Annotated in this window: 26 protein-coding genes; 18 read left to right on the top strand and 8 right to left on the bottom strand. The window is 28.0% G+C overall.

Annotated features, from left to right (window positions below):
* The 9 genes from bpuSUM_RS05870 (at position 1) to bpuSUM_RS05830 (ending at position 5,302) form a co-directional block, all read left to right on the top strand.
* Positions 1-975: a DUF693 family protein gene (locus bpuSUM_RS05870; protein WP_247066925.1), complete on the top strand. Its 975-nt coding sequence runs from the start codon at positions 1-3 to the stop codon at positions 973-975.
* Between the two features lie 2 nt (positions 976-977).
* Positions 978-1,520 carry a DUF777 family protein gene (locus tag bpuSUM_RS05865; protein ID WP_247066923.1) on the top strand — a complete coding sequence of 181 codons (543 nt, stop codon included), beginning with the start codon at positions 978-980 and terminating at the stop codon, positions 1,518-1,520.
* A 47-nt stretch (positions 1,521-1,567) separates the two neighbouring features.
* Positions 1,568-1,900: a contractile injection system sheath initiator gene (locus tag bpuSUM_RS05860; RefSeq protein WP_247066921.1), complete on the top strand. Its 333-nt coding sequence runs from the start codon at positions 1,568-1,570 to the stop codon at positions 1,898-1,900.
* A complete protein-coding gene (locus tag bpuSUM_RS05855) occupies positions 1,897-2,778 on the top strand; it encodes a DUF276 domain-containing protein (protein WP_247066919.1) in 882 nt (293 codons plus the stop codon). Before bpuSUM_RS05860 ends, bpuSUM_RS05855 begins: the two co-directional genes overlap by 4 nt.
* A 15-nt stretch (positions 2,779-2,793) precedes the next feature.
* Positions 2,794-3,399: a DUF735 family protein gene (locus tag bpuSUM_RS05850; protein WP_247066917.1), complete on the top strand. Its 606-nt coding sequence runs from the start codon at positions 2,794-2,796 to the stop codon at positions 3,397-3,399.
* Positions 3,400-3,416: 17 nt separating this feature from the next.
* Positions 3,417-4,334: a DUF685 domain-containing protein gene (locus bpuSUM_RS05845; RefSeq protein ID WP_247066915.1), complete on the top strand. Its 918-nt coding sequence runs from the start codon at positions 3,417-3,419 to the stop codon at positions 4,332-4,334.
* An 83-nt stretch (positions 4,335-4,417) separates the two neighbouring features.
* On the top strand, positions 4,418-4,615 hold the full coding sequence (locus bpuSUM_RS05840; protein WP_247066913.1) for a BlyA family holin: 198 nt from the start codon (positions 4,418-4,420) through the stop codon (positions 4,613-4,615).
* Positions 4,612-4,947: a BlyB family putative holin accessory protein gene (locus bpuSUM_RS05835; RefSeq protein WP_247066838.1), complete on the top strand. Its 336-nt coding sequence runs from the start codon at positions 4,612-4,614 to the stop codon at positions 4,945-4,947. The genes bpuSUM_RS05840 and bpuSUM_RS05835 overlap by 4 nt, the downstream gene beginning before the upstream one ends.
* A 1-nt stretch (position 4,948) precedes the next feature.
* Positions 4,949-5,302, top strand: a complete 354-nt coding sequence (locus bpuSUM_RS05830) for a BBA14 family lipoprotein (RefSeq protein WP_247066898.1) — start codon at positions 4,949-4,951, stop codon at positions 5,300-5,302.
* Positions 5,303-5,359: 57 nt separating this feature from the next.
* On the opposite strand, the gene bpuSUM_RS05825 is transcribed toward bpuSUM_RS05830, so the two are convergent.
* From bpuSUM_RS05825 to bpuSUM_RS05800, 6 genes are all read right to left on the bottom strand, one after another.
* The gene (locus tag bpuSUM_RS05825) at positions 5,360-6,433 is read right to left on the bottom strand and encodes an ERF family protein (protein ID WP_247066896.1); all 1,074 of its coding nucleotides are present in this window, start codon (positions 6,431-6,433) and stop codon (positions 5,360-5,362) included.
* Positions 6,434-6,794: 361 nt separating this feature from the next.
* Positions 6,795-7,205 carry a Bdr family repetitive protein gene (gene bdr, locus bpuSUM_RS05820; RefSeq protein WP_247066894.1) on the bottom strand — a complete coding sequence of 137 codons (411 nt, stop codon included), beginning with the start codon at positions 7,203-7,205 and terminating at the stop codon, positions 6,795-6,797.
* A gap of 15 nt (positions 7,206-7,220) precedes the next feature.
* Positions 7,221-7,799 carry a chromosome replication/partitioning protein gene (locus bpuSUM_RS05815; protein WP_247066886.1) on the bottom strand — a complete coding sequence of 193 codons (579 nt, stop codon included), beginning with the start codon at positions 7,797-7,799 and terminating at the stop codon, positions 7,221-7,223.
* A 63-nt stretch (positions 7,800-7,862) separates the two neighbouring features.
* Positions 7,863-8,612, bottom strand: coding sequence for a ParA family protein (locus tag bpuSUM_RS05810; RefSeq protein WP_247066885.1), 750 nt, complete (start codon positions 8,610-8,612; stop codon positions 7,863-7,865).
* On the bottom strand, positions 8,588-9,133 hold the full coding sequence (locus bpuSUM_RS05805) for a DUF226 domain-containing protein (RefSeq protein ID WP_247067050.1): 546 nt from the start codon (positions 9,131-9,133) through the stop codon (positions 8,588-8,590). The genes bpuSUM_RS05810 and bpuSUM_RS05805 overlap by 25 nt, the downstream gene beginning before the upstream one ends.
* A gap of 10 nt (positions 9,134-9,143) precedes the next feature.
* The gene (locus bpuSUM_RS05800) at positions 9,144-10,262 is read right to left on the bottom strand and encodes a plasmid maintenance protein (protein WP_247067048.1); all 1,119 of its coding nucleotides are present in this window, start codon (positions 10,260-10,262) and stop codon (positions 9,144-9,146) included.
* Positions 10,263-10,464: 202 nt separating this feature from the next.
* Between bpuSUM_RS05800 and bpuSUM_RS05795 the strand changes: the two genes are divergently transcribed.
* The 6 genes from bpuSUM_RS05795 to bpuSUM_RS05770 all read left to right on the top strand — a co-directional run bounded on the left by bpuSUM_RS05795 (position 10,465) and on the right by bpuSUM_RS05770 (position 13,698).
* Positions 10,465-11,109, top strand: coding sequence for a YqaJ viral recombinase family protein (locus tag bpuSUM_RS05795; protein WP_247067046.1), 645 nt, complete (start codon positions 10,465-10,467; stop codon positions 11,107-11,109).
* 46 nt (positions 11,110-11,155) lie between these two features.
* Complete coding sequence (locus tag bpuSUM_RS05790) at positions 11,156-11,809, top strand: DUF244 domain-containing protein (protein WP_247067044.1); 654 nt, start codon at positions 11,156-11,158, stop codon at positions 11,807-11,809.
* A gap of 10 nt (positions 11,810-11,819) precedes the next feature.
* A complete protein-coding gene (locus tag bpuSUM_RS05785; protein ID WP_247067042.1) occupies positions 11,820-12,029 on the top strand; it encodes a hypothetical protein in 210 nt (69 codons plus the stop codon).
* A gap of 16 nt (positions 12,030-12,045) precedes the next feature.
* Entirely contained in the window at positions 12,046-12,417 is a 372-nt protein-coding gene (locus bpuSUM_RS05780) for a single-stranded DNA-binding protein (RefSeq protein WP_247067040.1), read from the top strand.
* Between the two features lie 74 nt (positions 12,418-12,491).
* The gene (locus tag bpuSUM_RS05775) at positions 12,492-12,908 is read left to right on the top strand and encodes a DUF261 family protein (RefSeq protein ID WP_247067039.1); all 417 of its coding nucleotides are present in this window, start codon (positions 12,492-12,494) and stop codon (positions 12,906-12,908) included.
* Positions 12,871-13,698 (top strand): DNA adenine methylase, encoded by an 828-nt coding sequence (locus bpuSUM_RS05770; protein WP_247067036.1) that lies wholly within the window; start codon positions 12,871-12,873, stop codon positions 13,696-13,698. The genes bpuSUM_RS05775 and bpuSUM_RS05770 overlap by 38 nt, the downstream gene beginning before the upstream one ends.
* Positions 13,699-13,953: 255 nt before the next feature.
* On the opposite strand, the gene bpuSUM_RS05765 is transcribed toward bpuSUM_RS05770, so the two are convergent.
* Both bpuSUM_RS05765 and bpuSUM_RS05760 read right to left on the bottom strand, forming a co-directional pair.
* Entirely contained in the window at positions 13,954-14,712 is a 759-nt protein-coding gene (locus bpuSUM_RS05765; RefSeq protein ID WP_247067034.1) for a tyrosine-type recombinase/integrase, read from the bottom strand.
* Positions 14,713-15,220: 508 nt separating this feature from the next.
* On the bottom strand, positions 15,221-15,850 hold the full coding sequence (locus tag bpuSUM_RS05760) for an Mlp family lipoprotein (protein ID WP_247067032.1): 630 nt from the start codon (positions 15,848-15,850) through the stop codon (positions 15,221-15,223).
* A gap of 161 nt (positions 15,851-16,011) precedes the next feature.
* Between bpuSUM_RS05760 and bpuSUM_RS05755 the strand changes: the two genes are divergently transcribed.
* The 3 genes from bpuSUM_RS05755 to bdr (bpuSUM_RS05745) are packed head-to-tail and all read left to right on the top strand — an operon-like array spanning position 16,012 to position 18,525.
* Positions 16,012-16,542: a DUF603 domain-containing protein gene (locus bpuSUM_RS05755; protein WP_247067030.1), complete on the top strand. Its 531-nt coding sequence runs from the start codon at positions 16,012-16,014 to the stop codon at positions 16,540-16,542.
* Positions 16,543-16,552: 10 nt separating this feature from the next.
* Positions 16,553-17,905, top strand: a complete 1,353-nt coding sequence (locus bpuSUM_RS05750) for a PBSX family phage terminase large subunit (protein WP_247067028.1) — start codon at positions 16,553-16,555, stop codon at positions 17,903-17,905.
* Positions 17,906-17,946: 41 nt separating this feature from the next.
* On the top strand, positions 17,947-18,525 hold the full coding sequence (gene bdr, locus bpuSUM_RS05745) for a Bdr family repetitive protein (protein ID WP_247067020.1): 579 nt from the start codon (positions 17,947-17,949) through the stop codon (positions 18,523-18,525).
* The last annotated feature ends 72 nt before the right edge of the window (positions 18,526-18,597 follow it).

Raw genomic sequence — 18,597 nt, 5'->3', positions numbered from 1 at the left:
ATGGATCTCAGGCTTATCAAATACGACTTTAAAATCGAATTTTATAACCTAAGTCAAACTAGCACATCAGAAGAAAAACCTAAAATCATAATTAAAACTGAAGACGGTATACACATTGACATATCAATATCTGATATTTACTCAAGCAATAATTATGTGTGTGCAAAGAGAAGCAAGCTAACTCTTTGGAACTTATCTCTTGATTTTACTCGTAATGTAAATGAAGGAGATATTGTAAAGATATTTTATAAAAAATTTGCTGACTCTAGAGATTATGATTTTATTATGTCAGGGTATTTAGGTGTTCCTATGAGTACTGATTATGATACTGGTGATTTTAGTGTTGATCTTGAAGTTCATCTGTCAACAAAAAGTAATTATTTCAATCGCAAACTTGACATAAATCAATTTCAAGGCATGAGTGTAGAGAATGCCATCTCTATAGCATTTCCTAATAGACATATAATCAATATGAGTTATGCTGATAGAACAAAAATTATAGATGAGAGTTTTTGTGCAAATACTCCTCTTGAGTTTATTGAAAAGATAACTAAAAAGTATGTTCAAAGTGTTAGAACAGATATTATACCTAAAGATCAAAGACAAATTATTAAAGAATCAGCTCTAGGACTTGAGCATGTTGAGTGTAATTATATCTTTACTAACGCAACACCTGAAGCTGGACATACAAATTATTTACTACTTGAAGATTTTGGTCTTCACTTTATCCCGCAACAAGAAATTGCTATCGGAAGTACCCGCAATATAAGACTTATATATTGGAATGCCAAGATTATGTATACACACAAACTAAAAGTTGGTGATAGGGTCAAATTTCTAGACTCTCTGGGGAGTGAAGTTAAGAGTAGCATTATAGAGACTAGTGCTGCTTTAAGCAATACTGGTGAGTGCTCACTTACCTTGAAACTTTATGATGACTCTAATTATTTAAATATCAAAGGAGAAGCTAAATAAATATGAACTTGAATTATGAAATATACAGAATGAACAGCCAAATGAAAGGATCAGCACTAACACAAGAAGAGATCAAACTATGGACTTACAGAAACATCTTTATCTCTAGGCTAGGAATAATTAAATCTTTCAACCCCTCTACACAAGAAGGTGTAGTTTTACTCTCTGGAGAGACAGATTTAGAGATTAAAACACGAAATATATCAAATATGCACTTTAATCTTAGCGAAGGTGAGAGTGTTATCCTTCTTCAAAGTAGTATTAACCTTTTTAATGAGGATGATGATAATTATTTTGATAAAAACTATTTCTATATTCTAAAGCCTATTAATATGCAAAATGCTACTATCAAAGTTAATGACTTTGCAATTGACATACAACACCCAATAGACATTAAAGCTAATAATACAAGTTTAAAGGCAGTACTAGAAGAGATTGTCTCTTGTCTATACAATTTAAGGGTTACTGGACAATCAGTCGTTGATCCTAGTTTTTACAGTAATCTTACAAAAATTACAACTAAGATAAATATGTTACTTAAATAGGTTTTTGTTAAATTAAGCAATATACTTGCTAACTTGAGGGTTAGACATTGGATTTACAAATTGACAATCAATTTAATTCTGTCTTCAATGAGGACTTAGCATTAATTAATGGAATAAACGAACAAAAGCAACGTTTATTTATTTTCCTTAAAACTCCAAAGGGTAGTATTAAAAATGCTCCTAATTGGGGATTTGATTATGATTTAGCTTTAAGATTTGCTAAGGTAAGCTCTTTAACACAAATTAAAACTTACCTTTCAAATATTATACAAGACCTAAAGATTGACGCTATCAACATTGAAACAACGATTATAAATAAAAAATTAAACATTACATTTGAATTTGCAAACAACACCCTAGATATGGAGATTTGCATATGAGTATTCTCTTTGATCCTGACTTTGGAACTTTAAAACAGGATATACAACAAATAATTAATACCAAACGTGAATATTTAAAAGACATGTATGGAATTACAATTAATAATGACCCCACATCAATTTACAATATCATTGCAAGCTCACTTGCAATAAAAGAATATGAACTTATAGGTGAGGTTAACAAATTATTTTCTCTTCTTAAACCAGATGCTCCTTATTGGAGAGAGATACAAAAACATATAAGCATTAAAAGTACTACCTATGATGCTATAAAGAGTGCATTACTAAATCTTAATGGAATTAGTAATGTCAATATTAAAAGCACAGCCGGAAAGGCTAGTATTTACCTAATATTAGATGACTTGATGATGAGTGAAGATAAGAGTCAAATTACAAACTCTAATCTTAAAGCATTAATTTGGGAGACACTTTATCTTACATGTCCTGTTGGTACAGTTTTTGAAGGCGATATTCTCATAGATGGAATTAATAGCCAAAACCAAAAAATTGATTACAAAGTATCAATTGGCAAACGCAAGTACGCATATCTTAAGAGTAAATACAAAGTCAATCTTGAAAATCACATATATTTGAACATTGACTCTAAAATTAGAGAAATTTATACTCGAATTAAAAATAATAACTACACAGATATGGGAATCAGTTTTGAATATCAAGATTTCTTTGCTCCTGTTAATGAAATTAAAGGTGTTCATTGCATTGACATCTCCATTGCTATAAAAGATAACCTGGAGGTAAAAATTACTGATATTAATACAAGTGAGTTCAAGCAAAATGAGAATATTCAAATTCAAGCAAATGAAATTTTAGATCTCAACTTTAATGCTGATCGCTTGCTAATTGATATCTCTTCATAAAAAAAAGGATAGATTATGGTAAATATACCTACATTTCTTAAAGACACCCAAGTTGAAAAAATAATAAATACTGAACTGGTGTTTATAAATAAAATCATAAAAGAAATTAAAGAGCTTATTGCTAATTTTGAAGATACTCATGCTAGCGAGCATTTAAATTCAAGATTCATAGCGTTTTGGTTATCTGATATACTACAAATTATTTACTCAACCAACCAAACACTTGACACACTTGCTAAAAATATTGATAGTGTGCTGTTTGCTCTACGTCATATTGGAACACATGAATCATTTATAAAACTATTTAAGGCTTTTCTTAATGTTGATATTGTGCCTACTACCCTAGAACCTGGTGTTATTAATATCAAACTTAAGAGTCATATTAAAACTAATGTTATCGTATTTATTGTAGGTAGTACTCCAAAAGCCACCCCATATAAAAAAATTATATTCAGGACTAAAGAGAATGGTCAAATCTTAAAAAAAGCTTGGACTATGACCTTGCTTCCTAAAGGATATGAGCATTCAATTTATGCATTTATCAAAAAACTGATTCCTATTGGAAGGGTACTTAAGATACAAAACCATGAGGGTAAATTCGTCAGAGAATTTAAAGGATAATAATTTAAGGAGATTTTATGTCAAGTCAAGCACAAGAGAGTGTTGTAAAACACGATGATACAATTGAGATTAAAAATCTAAATAAAGTAACCAAACTTGAACCTACTAATCTTTTAGTCCTAGATGATGGGTTTTCTAGTTGTCATGCCATTACTCTTGATAACTTCCATAAAGACTTACATACAAAAATATTTATTGATGATGGCGATCGAAAAAATGATTTCAAACAAGTTATCAAAACACTAATTGCCAATGAATTACTAGGTGACTCCAACTTTATAAACCAAGTTTATAGTCAAGTACTTACCAAATTTTTAAATGATGACTCTAGTAGTATTTCAAAGACATATAGTAAAGTTATAGAAAAACTTAAAAATAATGAATCTAGTGTTATGGACAGTATTATAAGTAAAGTTACAAATAAATTTGAATCTAACTTACCTGAAGATAATTTAAGCAAAAGTCATTACCTTATAGGACTTTACTACTCTAGTTTAAAGAAAATTCCGGTACAAGAACATCTAACTGGTATTAGTAACAGCTTTAGTGTAAGTAGTACTACTACAATAAGAGCAACTAGTTATAATAGTAGTGACGAGTATTATAGAAACACTGTTTACATGTCTAGCTTAAAATATGGTCGTTATATTTTTGAACTTGGAGCCACATCCACATCTAACCATGAAGAAATTATTATACAAACAGACAGTTCATATGATGATACTCCCATATATTTAATTGTAAAAGTTACTGCAAGATCTAATTCAACTGCACAATCTAATAAAGTAGTAAGCATAAAATATAGCTATTCATCAAAACGAACCCTATTTAAGCTCTCAAGTGTACATGGTGGTACAAGTTTTGATGCCAATATTTTAGAAGGTTGGTATATGCAAAAGAATGTGAGTGGCTCTCCTTTACTTGTGAAGCTATAATTTTTTATTTGTATTTTTTACCTTAGTTTTTGCTATATTGATATATAGTTGTATCTACCAAATTAAATTAAAGGAGAGACAAATTGAATGAACTTGATAATAATTTATTAAATTTTTTACTTCAACTAATTAACATCAATGAAGTTAAGTTAGTTATTATTGCTGCATTTATCTTAAGTCTTGGGCTGATTTTCAAGCCAGCAATCAAAGACATATTAACTATTTTAGCTAGTAAGATAAAAACACGTGTTAAAGACACAGATAAAGGAGATGACTTATGAAATTAAGCACTGCTAAATTAAGTGTTGATATTTTAAATAACTTTACCGAAATTATTAAAAATAATCATCACGGTAAAAATACTGCTACTTACGTCAATATTTTTACTAAAGTGGTTAATTATTTTTACGCACTATATGAGGCTAGCATATACCAAATGGAAGGGAGGGAGGCTATTAAACTACTTTCTGAAATTGAGGAGATACTAAGGATTAACATTGAAATTATAGAAAATTCTATTGACTCTGATGAGCTTTCAAAATACACATCTCAACTTAGAGCTAAACGTAACAAGATAATGAGTACTTACATCAAAATGTTAAAGGAGGCATAATTTGATCAAATTTATAAAATTGACCCTCTCAACACTTATTCTCTCATGTACATCCATAGCATCACTAACTGAAGAACCAACACCACCTAAAACACACACTATTAAAGAACTTAGTGTCTATGAAGCTAAGTTATCTGATTATGTTATGTACTTACAAGTATTCTTAACTAGAACAAAGAAAAAGGTTAATGACCCAAAGTATCCTAAGTTTACTTATTTTGACGCATCAACACTGAAATATGAGAGTACAATTGATAATTTAATGTTTAACATCAATTTGTTTCAAGAATATATCAGTATAACTAAACCCATTGTCCAAATGGTGTATAGGAAATATTCAAAATTACAAAATTAAATAAAAAAGAGAGGTTTTTATCTTAAGGCCTCTCTTTAAATGGAATAGAGATTATACTTAATTATTACATAGATATCCAAAATTATCATCACTAGCTATATATCCAAATAATTTGAGTGGACTCTGGCCATATTTTGACTCTCTGCAGGCTAAAAATTTAGAAAAACCTTCAATTACTTCTGGATCAGACTTTGTTCTCTTTAAATAACTATTTATAAGATCTCTCCAATAATCTATAGTCTTAAGCTCTGGTTTAGTTTCAAAAAACTCAAGTATACTCGAATCATCAGCATTATTTAATTGCAGTAAAAACTTATCTATTGTTTCTAAACTATCAAAAGGTGTATGATCTAATACCGAATGCATTCTCTTAGATGCTTGAAGTAAATTTTTGTAATAATGATACTTAACGGGTATACGTTTAGGCAGCTTATCAAGACTAGTTACAGATTTGTGACTTACAGGTGGCTGTTTTGTTTCACCTTTAGTTACTCTTTTAGTATTAACAGTTTTATCTCTCTTTAGAGAATTTACAAGTGGAACATTTACACTACTGGCTAATTCCTCATTAGCTCCTTGAATATGCTCCAATGAACTAGCATCGGTGTCAACTTCACTCTCTATTGATAGGTATCCTACAAGAGCATATCTTTTATGATATGTTATGCATGAACCTACAAGTTGCGATAAAGTATTTTGATTCTTTGCCCCTAGAGAAGAAAATTCTTCTGTGTAAATTGGAGTATCAAATGACTCGCTATACCCACTACTTGGACTGTAAAATGTTGTTGTAATAACATTAATTGTATTATTTCCCACAACTTTAAATGTTGGACATTGCAGGAAATCAATATCTAAATTGTTACTCTTTATAACATTCTTTATCTCTCTGATTATCTCATTGAAATTTTGATATTTATACCCATATCCATTAAGATTCTTAGCAACACCACTTAAATTCATACGTAGACTGTATAGAGATTTTAGAAAGTTTACCCTTGCTTGATTCTCATCAGTTACTAAAGCTTGATTATTTACTCTTATATCTGTTACTTTTATCTTTTGTTTACCCAGTTTCTTAACTGATCTGCGCATTTTGGTTTTTGTATTTTTAACTTTATTTTTTGTCATATTTAAACTCCTTTATATTGTTTTTTATATAAATAACTATATATCAAAAAATTATTTTTGACAAAAAAATAATTATAAAAAATGTTAAAATTACCATCAAAAGTTATAATTCATATGTGTTACTAATAAGTTAACTGACTGGTTTAAATGATAAACAAAGAATTACAAAAATTTAGAGCTTAATTAAAAATTCTAAAAGAACTCTTAACTAAGCTCTAAAACTTAAGAATATAACAATATAAAAGAGCTCATTACTACGAATAGAACTCAACAATAATGTACACTATTTTTTTAAGAAAATCAAATCAATATTAACAAATATTAATTATTTTTAATAATTAAAAAAAATCTTTCACCATTATCAATTTATAAAATATTTATTTATTAAAGAAGAAATAATTGGAAAAAAAATCCCTATTCCTATTATCATTAAATATATGATTCTATTGCCCGTATTAAGTTTTTCTAATAGTACTGCATTATTATTCTGTATTTCCTTAAGTAAATTCTTCTCTATATTGTCTATTTTAATATCTAGATTGGCTATGTCTCTTTTAAATTCTACCTTAGTAAATTCAATATCTTTTTTTAAATTATTCTCTACATTAATGATTTGCTGTTCTAATGAATTCATTTTTTCTCTTAAAACTTCAAAATTAGAATTATCATTATGAAGTAAAATGAAATCCACAGCTTCTTCAGTAAATCCCTTATGTAAGAACTCATTCCTTAAATCTTCTGTCCTATATATCTTATATGCTAAATTACCCATAAAAACTCCTTGTACTTAGCCTTTTAATTCTTTATACTTTTTCAAAAGCTTATCAAGCAAATCTCTTTGATGTTCAAAAAGCTCATCCATTAAGAAACTTGTAAATTTAGCATTTTTTTTATAAAAATCATAACTTTCCTGTTTTCTAAGTTGAAATCTTAATGGTTTTATTGGATTTTGTCTTGATTTTTTAATGTTTATTCCTTTTTTATCTTTTAATAAATCTAATATCTGTCTAAATCCATTCTTTAACACATATTGTTCTTCAATAATACCCTCTTCCAAAGCCGTTGCAATTTTCAAATAATTATACGCTTGAGTTTTAGCAACATCATAATCCTTTATAAAAGCATCAAAACTTCTATATCCATCCAATTTATAATATTCATTATCCTTTACTTCTTTTAAAATCTTCATACATTCTATTTTGTTATAAATTCCTTCTCTAAGGTTTACATACAATTTTTTTTTCAATACATTATAACGTTCTATTCCTATGCTATTTTCACAATTATTAGGAGATGTAACGAGTAATGCATTTCCTTCAGAATCGATATTTCTTTTGTTTATTTTTAATTTTTCATAATTTTTCATAATCAACCTCTTCAATTTGAGATATTTTGATATTCGTTCAACACGTTGAACGAATATCAAAAATCAGTATAATTTTGCAAAAAAATTTATTAAAGAATTCTTATATTCTTCTATATAATCTTTTTTACAATCAAAAAAAGCATTATTTGCAATTCTTCTATTTAAATCTTCCCGTTCTGATATCATCCCTAAAAAGTTACCTTTTGAACTTAACATCTCTAATAATTGTTTATGTGTATTATTTTTCTTAAACCTAGTTATAATAAAAAAAATGGGAAGTTCTAGACTTATTTTTTCCATAAAAAACTTTAGAAGATCAAAACTTTCAATTGTCCATTTTTCTGCTGTCAAAGGAACAATAATATAATTACAACACACTAAGGAGCTGGTTAACGTAAAGTCTAAACTTGGTGGTGTATCAATAATAACAAAATCATATGTAATATTTAAATATTTAAGTTCATTTTTTAATTTAAATTCACTAAGAGTATGTTTATATCCAAATGCATTTATACTGTGTAAAGTTAAATAACTAGGTATCAAATCTAAATTACTTTTAACGCTAAGAATCGAACTATTGATATCTAATTTATCTATCAAAACTTCATATACATTATTTTTTCTTAAATCTATATTTTTTTCCTCTATTGTTTCATAAAAATAACTAGTAGTCGATGCCTGTGTATCCATATCTATTAAAAGAACTTTATAATCTTTTGCCAAAAGAGTTGCAAATATTATCGCACTTGTACTTTTTCCAACACCACCTTTAATTGATGCAATTGTTATTACTTTTGTTTTTTTTGTATCCATTTTTCAATCAGACCTCCTTCTGGTAACTTCTTCCCGTAAAATTCATATATTTGACTCTCCAACCTCTTTGTCATATCAATTAAAGTTTGACAGTATTTTGTTTTGAGTCTATCGTTTCTAAATAAATAAGCAAAGGCACTTAAATAGCAAAATACACTCCCTTTTTTAAATCTAAACTCCATGTAATAAACTTTCGAAAACGCAACCGATTTAGTAATTCCATTTTTTTCATATTTCCTAATTACGTTTTTTATAGGTTTTCTATAGCCATAGTAAATACCCAAGAATTTATCTTCATTCTTTATAGAAAACAAATGAAAGTATTCAATCTTATTCTGATTAAAAAGTCCTCGAAAGGAGATAAAAAACTTATGTTTTTGATTTTCATTTACTTTAAATAAATGAAAATCTGTCATAATTTTAGTATGATATATTTTTCGACCCTCAATCTCTTCTATTTTAATAAAAATAGGTTTTTCTTCTTTTGATATTATCTTTACCTTTTCTATTACATCATTCATAACAAGTCCTTTAATTAATAACCTGTTTAAATTCATTATCCTTCAGGTATTTTTGATCATTTTTTATTAAATCTAAAAAATCATAGTAATACTGATTATTAAATACTTTTCCATACTCTAACCTTTCCTGTTTACCCAAATATTCTTTCAGCAACGGTACAAGCATTTCAATTCTTACTTTATGCTTTAATTGATCAATGAGTATGCTAAAGATGTTGTTCCTAATATCTTTTTTATCTTTCTTAGTATTTGATTTAACACGCTCAACTGACTTCTTAAGTTTTCCTATTATATTCTCTAAATCACTGTATTTATTTTTTTCTATGATAAAGTGGGGTTTATTTTTATATTGTTCATATACATTTTGTATTTGGATCTCTAATTGTTTACTGTCATATCCTTCATCCTTTAGACTGGCTTTTGTCTTATCTAGTATTTTTCTTAATTCTTTTTGTTTACTCTCAAGTTTATTGTTATTTGATTTAATCCTGTTTATTTTTTTATACCCAACATTTTCAGCTATTTTAATAGCTTTCAATAATTGAATTTTAAAATTCTTTTTCGCTTCTAAATTCAAAATAGAAAGGAAAGCATTTGATTTAAAATTGCATTTCTTAGCGTATTTATGTATTTGTAATTTTTCTATAGACTCTATGTTGCTTTTACCTTCTTCTTCTTTATTATTATAAGTATTATTAAAACACTCCGCTTTTTCTACACTCTCCTTTTTATTACATCTTTTTTTTAAGTAGCTATTTACGCGGTTTTTGTGTCTTTCTTCTTTTTTATCTCTAAAGTGTTTATTGATTATAAGGTGACATTCTTTTTTAGAGTATTTAAGTTTGTAATGAACTTCAGTACCCATGTTAACGCCCAAGTGTTTGTGATAATTAATTGTTACTTTAAATACTTTTTCTAATTTATAAAGATATTTTTGGAGTGTTTTAAGAGTAGTTTCTTTATGTCCATTGCGTTTTAAGTTTCCATTAAAGTAGTAGAGTAGATTGCTTTGTGTGTATTTTTTATGTTTATTATTGATATAGTCAATTGTTGATATTGTTACTATTAGTTTGTGTTGGTATTTATTGTGGCATTGTGTATCAAGCTTCGTAGCTTGTTTATTCTCCATTATTAAACTCCTTTATATTGTTTATCATTACTAATGATAACTCAATATTTAGCTATAAGTAAATCGGTAATTAGTAAAAATAAAATTTATTTTTAGTTTAGCAAAAATGATAATGTTTATGATATTTTTTGTAAATATTTTTGTTAAAAAATAATTTTTGCTATATATTTATTTGTATAAAAAACAATATAAAGGAGTAGTTATGAATACAAATATGACAAAAATAAATGAACAAAAATCAAAGGAAGGGATGCAACAATTTGATTTGTACAGGCAAATGGTATTTAAGGGTTTTGAATCTTTTGCATATCAGAGTCAAGAAAATCTTAAAGGTAAACAAAAACAGTTAAGTAAAATAAATAAGGTAGGACGTAAGTTACCAAAAATTGGTAAGAATGAGTATTTCAAGTTTAATAGTAAGGTTGACTTTAGTGTGCAAAGAGAATCGTTAAAGCGTATGGGAGCAAGTGAAGTTGGAAGCATGTTTATTGGTGCTGATGCTTTAGAAAAATTAATGCTAGAGCGAGTACTTAAATCAATAGGAAGGGAAATGCCTTTTGAAGAAAATTTGAGTATGAGAAAGGGAAAGGCTTTAGAGAATTTAATAATTGACGAATTTGTAAAAACTTATGATAAGAATATTCATATATTACATAAAAATAAATATTCAAACGGTATTGATAAATATAATTACTTTAAAAAAGTTGGAAAGAGTGATTGTTTAGTTGGTGCTACAATTGATGCTTGGTTTGTTAATGGGGAAGGTGATGCTGAACTTTTAGAGACAAAATGCAGCGATTCATTTCAAATACAATGCGGTGCTTCTGAATATAATAAGAATTGGTAATTTTCTAGATAATAAATATTTCTTTAAGTATTACGTACAAGTACAGATGCAACTCTTATGTACGGGATTGAAAAAAGGAAACTTATTCTTTTTATTTGGTGGAGATACTACAAACTGTGTTATTGAAAGAGACGATGCATTTATAGCAAAGATTATGTTTTATATGGTGGCTTTTAATGTTGAGATTAACAACGCTCTTAAGTATATGAGAAGCTATAATGATATTGAGAGTGCAAGTAATGAAGAGTTGGTTGAGAGAATAAAATCATTTTTAAATAAAAGTGAATTTTATAATACCTTGGCACAATTAGACTTTAGACAAGAATTTCTTAAGTTTGTTAAGTTGACAAATCTAGAAGTTGAGAATGAGCTTGGTTTAAAAAATGATATTTTTATTTTAAATAAAATGGTTGAGCATATCAGTAAAGTTGAATCTGAGAAAGCAAAAGAAGCTGAGGAGATTACCAAAGTAGTTAAATTAAAAGTAAAAGAAAAAATTCAAGATATGATGAGGACTTATTCAATTATTGATAATATCTATTATAATTTTGAAGGAATTTTATTCTCGTTAAACATGAGAAAAAGAGCCATTAAAGATAGGTTTAAGGTGTTTAGTGATAGTTATACACAAGTGAATGGGCTTTCTAATTTTAGTAGTAATTCAAATGAATGGTCTACACCTATTTTAAAAGCTGTTTAAGGGTACCTTTATGAGATTTATGTTTATGGTTTTATTTTTAGTAATTACTTACAAGATTTTAAAATTTTTATGTAAGTTTGGTGTGAGAAGTATAAAGGATCTCGTTCAAGCTTATTATGCAAGACGAGAATTTTTAGAAAATCTTGAGAGACTTGATTGTGATTTAAGACGTATGGAACTTTTAAGTAGGCTTTCTGATGAGGAGAGTTCTGGTGTTTGATATTAACTCATTAAGTATGTCTGGTCGTTTAACAAGAAACTGTGAGGTTATTTATACTAGTAATAGTTTTCCTATATTAAAATTTACACTAGCTAATAATAGAGGTGTAAAGAAGAATAACTGTGTGACAAGACAGGCTCAATTTTTTGACTGTGTGCTTTTTGGAGCTAGAGCTGAGAGTCTTGCTGCTTTACTTAAACGAGGGGTTCAAGTTGTACTTAGTGGAGCCCTATCTTATTCAAGTTGGCATGATAAGCGTACAGGTGAGGGTAAGAGTAAATACAGTATTTTGGTAAATGATATTTGCGTTTTAAACTCATCAATTAAAACACAAGATATTAATGAGAGTAAGCTTGAAGATGAGTTTTATGAGGATATTCCTTTTTAATATCTATATTTAAGTTAAATTAAAAGTTAAGGGGTGGGTAGTTTTAAAAATAAAGATTGTAAGTGAGATTATATATGAAAATAACGCAAAATAATCCAAATTTAGTCTCAGCAGTACGTCAGTGGGGATGTTACTTTTTATCTCTTCATTATTACGTATTAGTTTTTAAAAAGTTGCAGTTTAGTGTTCTTGATATAAATAAGAATTATCATAACTTTGTTAAGTCAGGGTGTATGAGAAGTAATTGTTATATTCTAAATCCATGCGCTGTGCTGAGACGGTTTGATATCAGTGCAAGTGTTAGGTGGGAGGGACCTGCTTACAGATGTTTAGATGGAGAATTTGAGATAAGTGAAGTTAAAATTAAAAATACACCAGGATATCATTTTATAGCAACTAATTTGTCATCTGTGCTTTATGATTCACTGGCACTTAAAGAGCGGGGCGTTGAATATGAGATTACATCAAGGAGAATATTTAAGAAATATTGAAACTACTAAACATGAGAAGGAAGTTAAGTACCTTTGTAGTGCTGATATTATAAGTCTTTTTCCTAAGCATACTCAGTATATTGAAGGATTTTTTGGTACAGGAGCAGTATTTTTTGCAAAACCATTAGCCCATTATAATATACTCAATGATAATTCTAAATTTATATATAAGTTTTTCTATATCTTAAGACAAGATCCTGAGTTGCTTTACAATCGTGTAAGAGATGCGATTATTTATGACAGCATAATTGATGAGAACAGAGACAAAATTGAGTACATGGTGCTTAGATGTTTATATTCACTTTATGGTTCATCTAGTTCAACTATGAAGTTGGATCGAAGTAATGCCAAGAGATTGTTTTTAGAAAACCTTCAAATTTATAAGTCTAGATTTAAAGAGATGCTTGATAATGCAATATTTACATCACGTGGTATTTTTGATTTTTTAGCTGCACTACCTAATCGAGACAAGGTAAGCTCAACATTTGTATATCTTGACCCTTCATATTCAATTTCGCATGGGAATCTTGTTGATAATCGTGGATGGAATTTAGATTCTCTAGAGAGACTTATTATAGAGCTTAAGAGATATAACTGGCAGTTTGCAATAAGTGAATTTGATGATTTAAGAGTAGTTAAGCTTTTCTTAAAGCATAATCTTTTCATAAACTATGTAGCACGCTCAACTGGTGTAGCTAGTATTTTCAAGCAAACTAAACATGAGGTACTAGCTACTTCATACAAAACTAATAGGTCAAGTATGGATTTAAAGAGTACTTGTTATGCTTGAACGGAAATGTTTAAAATGCAAGCGTAAAGAGAAAGGACTCTAGAAAAGTTTAGAGTCCCTGTTCTCTTTTCATAATGAAATTTTGGTTTAAAGAATATATATATTATAAACTAAAGAATTATCAAAAACAAAGGATTAACAAATATTTTTTTTGTAAAATAAATACCTAAATGTCAAATTAGGTATTTACTGGTGCTTGGTAAAAATCTTGAAGTGGGGGGAGTAGTCCTTAAAAATATTAGCAAAATTTAAAAGTTATTTCAAGCTAGTTTTGATATCTTTGTAAGCCTGTATTTTACTTGCACTTGAGAGACCATAAACATTATCAATCTCAGAAGTAGATGAATATTTCATAAGTTCTTTAATTTCAAATGAATTATATCCTCTAGACTTTAGTGATGCTATAAATATATTACGAAGTATATGCAAAGATTTGCGATGTTTAAATCCTCCCTTAATGAGTAATTCCTTAAACTGTTTTGAAATTTCAGTTATGTTAATTTTATTGTCACGAAATTTAAGTTTACTTTTTTGAAATAGATATGTACGTCTTGTGTCTTTTCCTTTAGATAAAAAGTAGTTTTGATGGGCTTGCATTATAGATTTAAATTCAGATTTACTAATGACTACTTCTCTAATACAGATATTGCTACGCTTTTTAGCTACATTAACGCGAATAGAATAAAATACTTCACCATTACTACACGTCTCTTTATATATATCAGTAAGTTTTACATTTTGCATCTCAACACCCCTACAACCAGTAATTGAGAGTAAGTGTACAAACCATCCAGATATTGGGTCTTGTTCTTTAAATCTCTCTATAGAGCGTTTTACAAGTCTAATTGTCCTGTCATTTAGATAAAATCTTAAAGGTGGGGATAATTTTTTAGTATGTCTAGTTTTGCTTTGACTTTTAAGTAGAGTTAATTCTTCACTTAAGCGTTGATTTTGCATTTCTAATTCTTTAATTTTTAAGTTAAGACTGCAGTTAATTAAATGTTTTCCTTTCATGTAATTTCAAAGTTAACTAAACACATTAAAAATAGATAAAATTAGTTATAAAAATATTAGCAAATACTTACACGTAGAGTCAATTTTTAAAGGTCTACATTGCATGGAAAATATGGTGTGTAGAATACTTGTAGTTTAGAGAAAAGTTGTTTTAAGGAGAAGCAGCAATAAATATCTACCATACTTCTTGCTATCTTTAACAAATACTCCAAATTTTGCTTCCCATTTGCTTTATTTGTCTACTCAGTATCTTTCAATTTTGCAATGGACTTGTTACTTCTATGTTTTTTAATCCCACTTTCTCTGTTAACCTCAAGTTAACAAAATGTTTACTTTTTACTTTTATTTAATTACTTTACTTTTTTGTTTGCTTGCTTATTTCTTTATTTCTCATTTTTGTTTTGAATATTTGAATTGCAACTTTATCTTTACTATTAAGATAGTAGACTTACTACTATCTTAGTTTGCTTTTATTACATTCTACTTTTTATTTTTACTTATTTCTTGACTATGGCCAATTTTGTTTCAACATATTTGTTGCATGACCCATTTCTTGTATCATTATGTTAAATAATTCTTCGTTTGAAATTTTTGGAGGGTGAGACGGATCGTATATTAGCTCTGTTATAATGCGTGCAAAGAATGCACCTATAGAATTTTTGCCAACATTGTATGTAGCCCCTAAACCGGAAAATGGGTATATATTTATTGGTCCATATTTATTATTTTGATTGTCACTATCTTCAACAAGAATAGCATTTTCTATATATTCATCAAAATTTTCGTTAGGTGCATATTTTTGTCTTTTTATTTTTAAATAGTTATAAGCCTCAGTAAACGCATTAACTAATTCTTGTTGTTTTTGTGTATTGTTTGATAACCATGTTTTAAAGTTTGTGATCTTTTCTTTATAGTCATTCGGAATTGGTTTGCGACTAGTATGATCATGTGCTAAATCAAATACCTTTATCAAGAAGTTAAATTTTGATCCTTCTATTTCTGTTGTTGGTAGTACTATTGGTGGTGCTATTGGTGAATTTGGATCTGTTATTATAGCTCCTCTATTCACTTGACTGTCACCACAGCCGTATAACATTAATGCTATACATAATATTATCAATTTTATATATTTATTCATGTAAATATTCTCCTTATTAATTCAAGTATTATAATCTATTATTTTGATATTGAGTATATATTTGTAGTCTTATTACTTATGTTATATAGTTTATGTTAAAATTAGTTAACAAAAATTAACTTGTTTTGACTTAATTTAATTTAAATTATGGTTAAAGAAGTATGCGTAGAGAAAAGAAGTCGTTTGATGATTATGTTATGTATTTTAATGAAGGAAAGCTTAATGATACAGGTATTGCAAAAGAGCTTGGAGTGAGTCGTGCTAATGTGTGTAAAATGAGGCGAAAATGGAAAATTAGAGAGGTTAATAATATAGGTAGTACTTCTAAACTAACAATTAGTGAAGATACACTAACTAATGTTTTAATTAGAGCATCGGAAAGTAATGCTGAGGCAAGCAATCTTAAAAGCCAATTTAAGATTGCTAAGAGTACATTGGGAATTAAATTTATTGATTCATTTAGTAGATATTTAGAATTAGAACTTAAACCTTATAAAGATAAAATAGAAATATTAGAAGAAGAAATTAAAAACCTCAGAAAAGAGAATGATAATGAACAGCTTAATGATAAGATATTTAAACTTGATAATGTTAAACGAGAGAAAGAGATACAAGAAATGGATTTGATTTATCAAGTAATGGTTAAATTAAAAGCTACTGATTTTGATTCACAAATTAAATTTAAACTTTAAGGATCATAGTGTGGATATATACAAGCTACCGTTATTTAGAGAGATGCAGAGAGAATATAAACGTTCATTTGGTATTGATATTACGTCTTTTATTAAACTGAAGAAGATAATAATTGATTTTAAAGGATTTGAGAATAAATATTTAACTTCAAAACAACTTAAAGTAATACGTAATATCGAGAAGAATAAGCAAAGTAAAATTATCCTATCAGGTGGGATTGCTAGCGGTAAGACGTTTCTAGCATGTTATTTATATCTAAAGATGCTCATTAAGAATAGACATCTTTACAGGCAAGATACAAATAATTTTATAATAGGAAATTCACAAAAATCATTAAAGATTAATGTTTTAGGGCAGTTTGAAAAGATTGCTAGTATGCTTAAGATACCCTTTAGGCCAAAATTTTCTAATACATCATATTTTGAAATAGACTCACTAAAAGTTAATCTGTATGGTGGTGATAAGGTGAGTGATTTTGAGCGGTTTAGAGGGTCTAATTCGGCGCTTATTTACGTTAATGAAGCTACTACACTGCATAAAGAAACATTAATAGAATGTTTAAAAAGGCTTAGAGTAGGAATGCAGGCAATTATATTTGATACCAATCCAGATAGTCCTGAACATTTCTTTAAAACTGATTATATTGATAATACAAAAATTTACTCTACATATAACTTTACAACATATGATAATGAATTAATTGCTAGAGAATTTATTAAAAACCAAGAAGAGATTTACAGGGACATTCCAACATATAAAGCAAGGGTTCTACTTGGAGAATGGGTTTCGTCCTGTGACTTGATATTTACCAATGTTAATCTTACAAGTAAGCATGAATTTAAAAGTCCTATAGCATATTTAGATCCTGCATACAGTATAGGAGGAGATAATACAGCTCTTTGTGTTTTGGAGCGAGTAGATCAAAGTTATTATGCATTTATTTTTCAAGAAAAGTTACCAGTAGGTGATCCTAAGATGTTAAATACAATTAAAACTATACTTACAAATCTTAATGTACACAAACTATATGTTGAAGATAGGGATGATATTTCTGGGCATGGGAATGTGACTAAAACGTTTCTTAAACTTAGAGCAGGGATGAGTCATAATTTTAAAATTGCTCCAATTAAACCTATAAGTAATAAATTTACTAGAATTGCTACATTAATAGAGCCATTTGCAACATCTAAACTTAGTATTATGGATTATTCAAGTAAGTCAGCTGTATCTGATATTTATAAGTACAAAGGAGATGGGAAGAGTGATGATGATTCATTAGATAGCCTATCAGCATCATATATGTTATTGACTCTAAGTATGCGTACCCTCAGAGCACATTTTACTAAAATAAGGTTCCTATAATACTTAAAATATTATATAATAATTACATAAGGAGTGTTTTTATGGGACTTGCTCAACCTGTTATTACACAGCAAATGGTTATAGCTGAACTTACTAAAGCCGGTATTAAGAGAGATATTGCTATTGATCTGTCTTATAGGTATTATCGTAATGAGCTGACTTACAAAGACATTGAATTCTTAAAAGAAAACTTTGATATAAAATTGAAACACTTAGAAGATGGGATTAGTAGTGTTAAGGATGAGCTTAACACCAAAATAGATACTAAATTTAATGAACTCGATAAAAAAATAGACACCGTTGAGAGTAACTTTAACCTTAAGCTTGAAAAAGTTGAAGCTCTCTTACAATCTGAGATTCAAAGGGTTGAGACAACTTTAAAATCTGATATTAAGGACCTTGATAATAAAATAGATGCAGTTGAGAATAATCTTAATAATAAGATAGATACTAAATTCAATGAACTTGATAACAAGATAGATACTAAATTCAATGAACTTGATAATAAGATAGAGAAATCTACATTAGAATTTAAAAACACATCTAAACTCCATAATTGGATGTTTGGTACTATCATAACTCTTACTTTAGGTATTTTATTAGCATTATTATTGAAATAATTTTAATTAAATAAAAAATAAATTTAAGATTTTTACCATTTTATTTCCCCCACCAATTAGTACAGATACAAT

The organism is Borrelia puertoricensis, assembly GCF_023035875.1.
In the GTDB taxonomy this organism is placed as follows: domain Bacteria; phylum Spirochaetota; class Spirochaetia; order Borreliales; family Borreliaceae; genus Borrelia; species Borrelia puertoricensis.
This window is presented reverse-complemented; position numbering and strand designations above follow the sequence as displayed.

Bases quoted from the DNA above. Each gene is read 5' to 3' on its own strand.
- bpuSUM_RS05790 (WP_247067044.1), top strand. From the start codon at position 11,156: ATGCAACTCTTATGTACGGGATTGAAAAAAGGAAACTTATTCTTTTTA.
- bpuSUM_RS05780 (WP_247067040.1), top strand. From the start codon at position 12,046: ATGTCTGGTCGTTTAACAAGAAACTGTGAGGTTATTTATACTAGTAAT.
- bpuSUM_RS05845 (WP_247066915.1), top strand. From the start codon at position 3,417: ATGTCAAGTCAAGCACAAGAGAGTGTTGTAAAACACGATGATACAATT.
- bpuSUM_RS05815 (WP_247066886.1), bottom strand. From the start codon at position 7,799: ATGAAAAATTATGAAAAATTAAAAATAAACAAAAGAAATATCGATTCT.
- bpuSUM_RS05835 (WP_247066838.1), top strand. From the start codon at position 4,612: ATGAAATTAAGCACTGCTAAATTAAGTGTTGATATTTTAAATAACTTT.
- bdr (WP_247067020.1), top strand. From the start codon at position 17,947: ATGGGACTTGCTCAACCTGTTATTACACAGCAAATGGTTATAGCTGAA.
- bpuSUM_RS05760 (WP_247067032.1), bottom strand. From the start codon at position 15,850: ATGAATAAATATATAAAATTGATAATATTATGTATAGCATTAATGTTA.
- bpuSUM_RS05785 (WP_247067042.1), top strand. From the start codon at position 11,820: ATGAGATTTATGTTTATGGTTTTATTTTTAGTAATTACTTACAAGATT.
- bpuSUM_RS05855 (WP_247066919.1), top strand. From the start codon at position 1,897: ATGAGTATTCTCTTTGATCCTGACTTTGGAACTTTAAAACAGGATATA.
- bpuSUM_RS05870 (WP_247066925.1), top strand. From the start codon at position 1: ATGGATCTCAGGCTTATCAAATACGACTTTAAAATCGAATTTTATAAC.
- bpuSUM_RS05755 (WP_247067030.1), top strand. From the start codon at position 16,012: ATGCGTAGAGAAAAGAAGTCGTTTGATGATTATGTTATGTATTTTAAT.
- bpuSUM_RS05850 (WP_247066917.1), top strand. From the start codon at position 2,794: ATGGTAAATATACCTACATTTCTTAAAGACACCCAAGTTGAAAAAATA.
- bpuSUM_RS05810 (WP_247066885.1), bottom strand. From the start codon at position 8,612: ATGGATACAAAAAAAACAAAAGTAATAACAATTGCATCAATTAAAGGT.
- bpuSUM_RS05825 (WP_247066896.1), bottom strand. From the start codon at position 6,433: ATGACAAAAAATAAAGTTAAAAATACAAAAACCAAAATGCGCAGATCA.
- bpuSUM_RS05805 (WP_247067050.1), bottom strand. From the start codon at position 9,133: ATGAATGATGTAATAGAAAAGGTAAAGATAATATCAAAAGAAGAAAAA.
- bpuSUM_RS05795 (WP_247067046.1), top strand. From the start codon at position 10,465: ATGAATACAAATATGACAAAAATAAATGAACAAAAATCAAAGGAAGGG.
- bpuSUM_RS05770 (WP_247067036.1), top strand. From the start codon at position 12,871: ATGAGATTACATCAAGGAGAATATTTAAGAAATATTGAAACTACTAAA.
- bdr (WP_247066894.1), bottom strand. From the start codon at position 7,205: ATGGGTAATTTAGCATATAAGATATATAGGACAGAAGATTTAAGGAAT.
- bpuSUM_RS05865 (WP_247066923.1), top strand. From the start codon at position 978: ATGAACTTGAATTATGAAATATACAGAATGAACAGCCAAATGAAAGGA.
- bpuSUM_RS05765 (WP_247067034.1), bottom strand. From the start codon at position 14,712: ATGAAAGGAAAACATTTAATTAACTGCAGTCTTAACTTAAAAATTAAA.
- bpuSUM_RS05800 (WP_247067048.1), bottom strand. From the start codon at position 10,262: ATGGAGAATAAACAAGCTACGAAGCTTGATACACAATGCCACAATAAA.
- bpuSUM_RS05775 (WP_247067039.1), top strand. From the start codon at position 12,492: ATGAAAATAACGCAAAATAATCCAAATTTAGTCTCAGCAGTACGTCAG.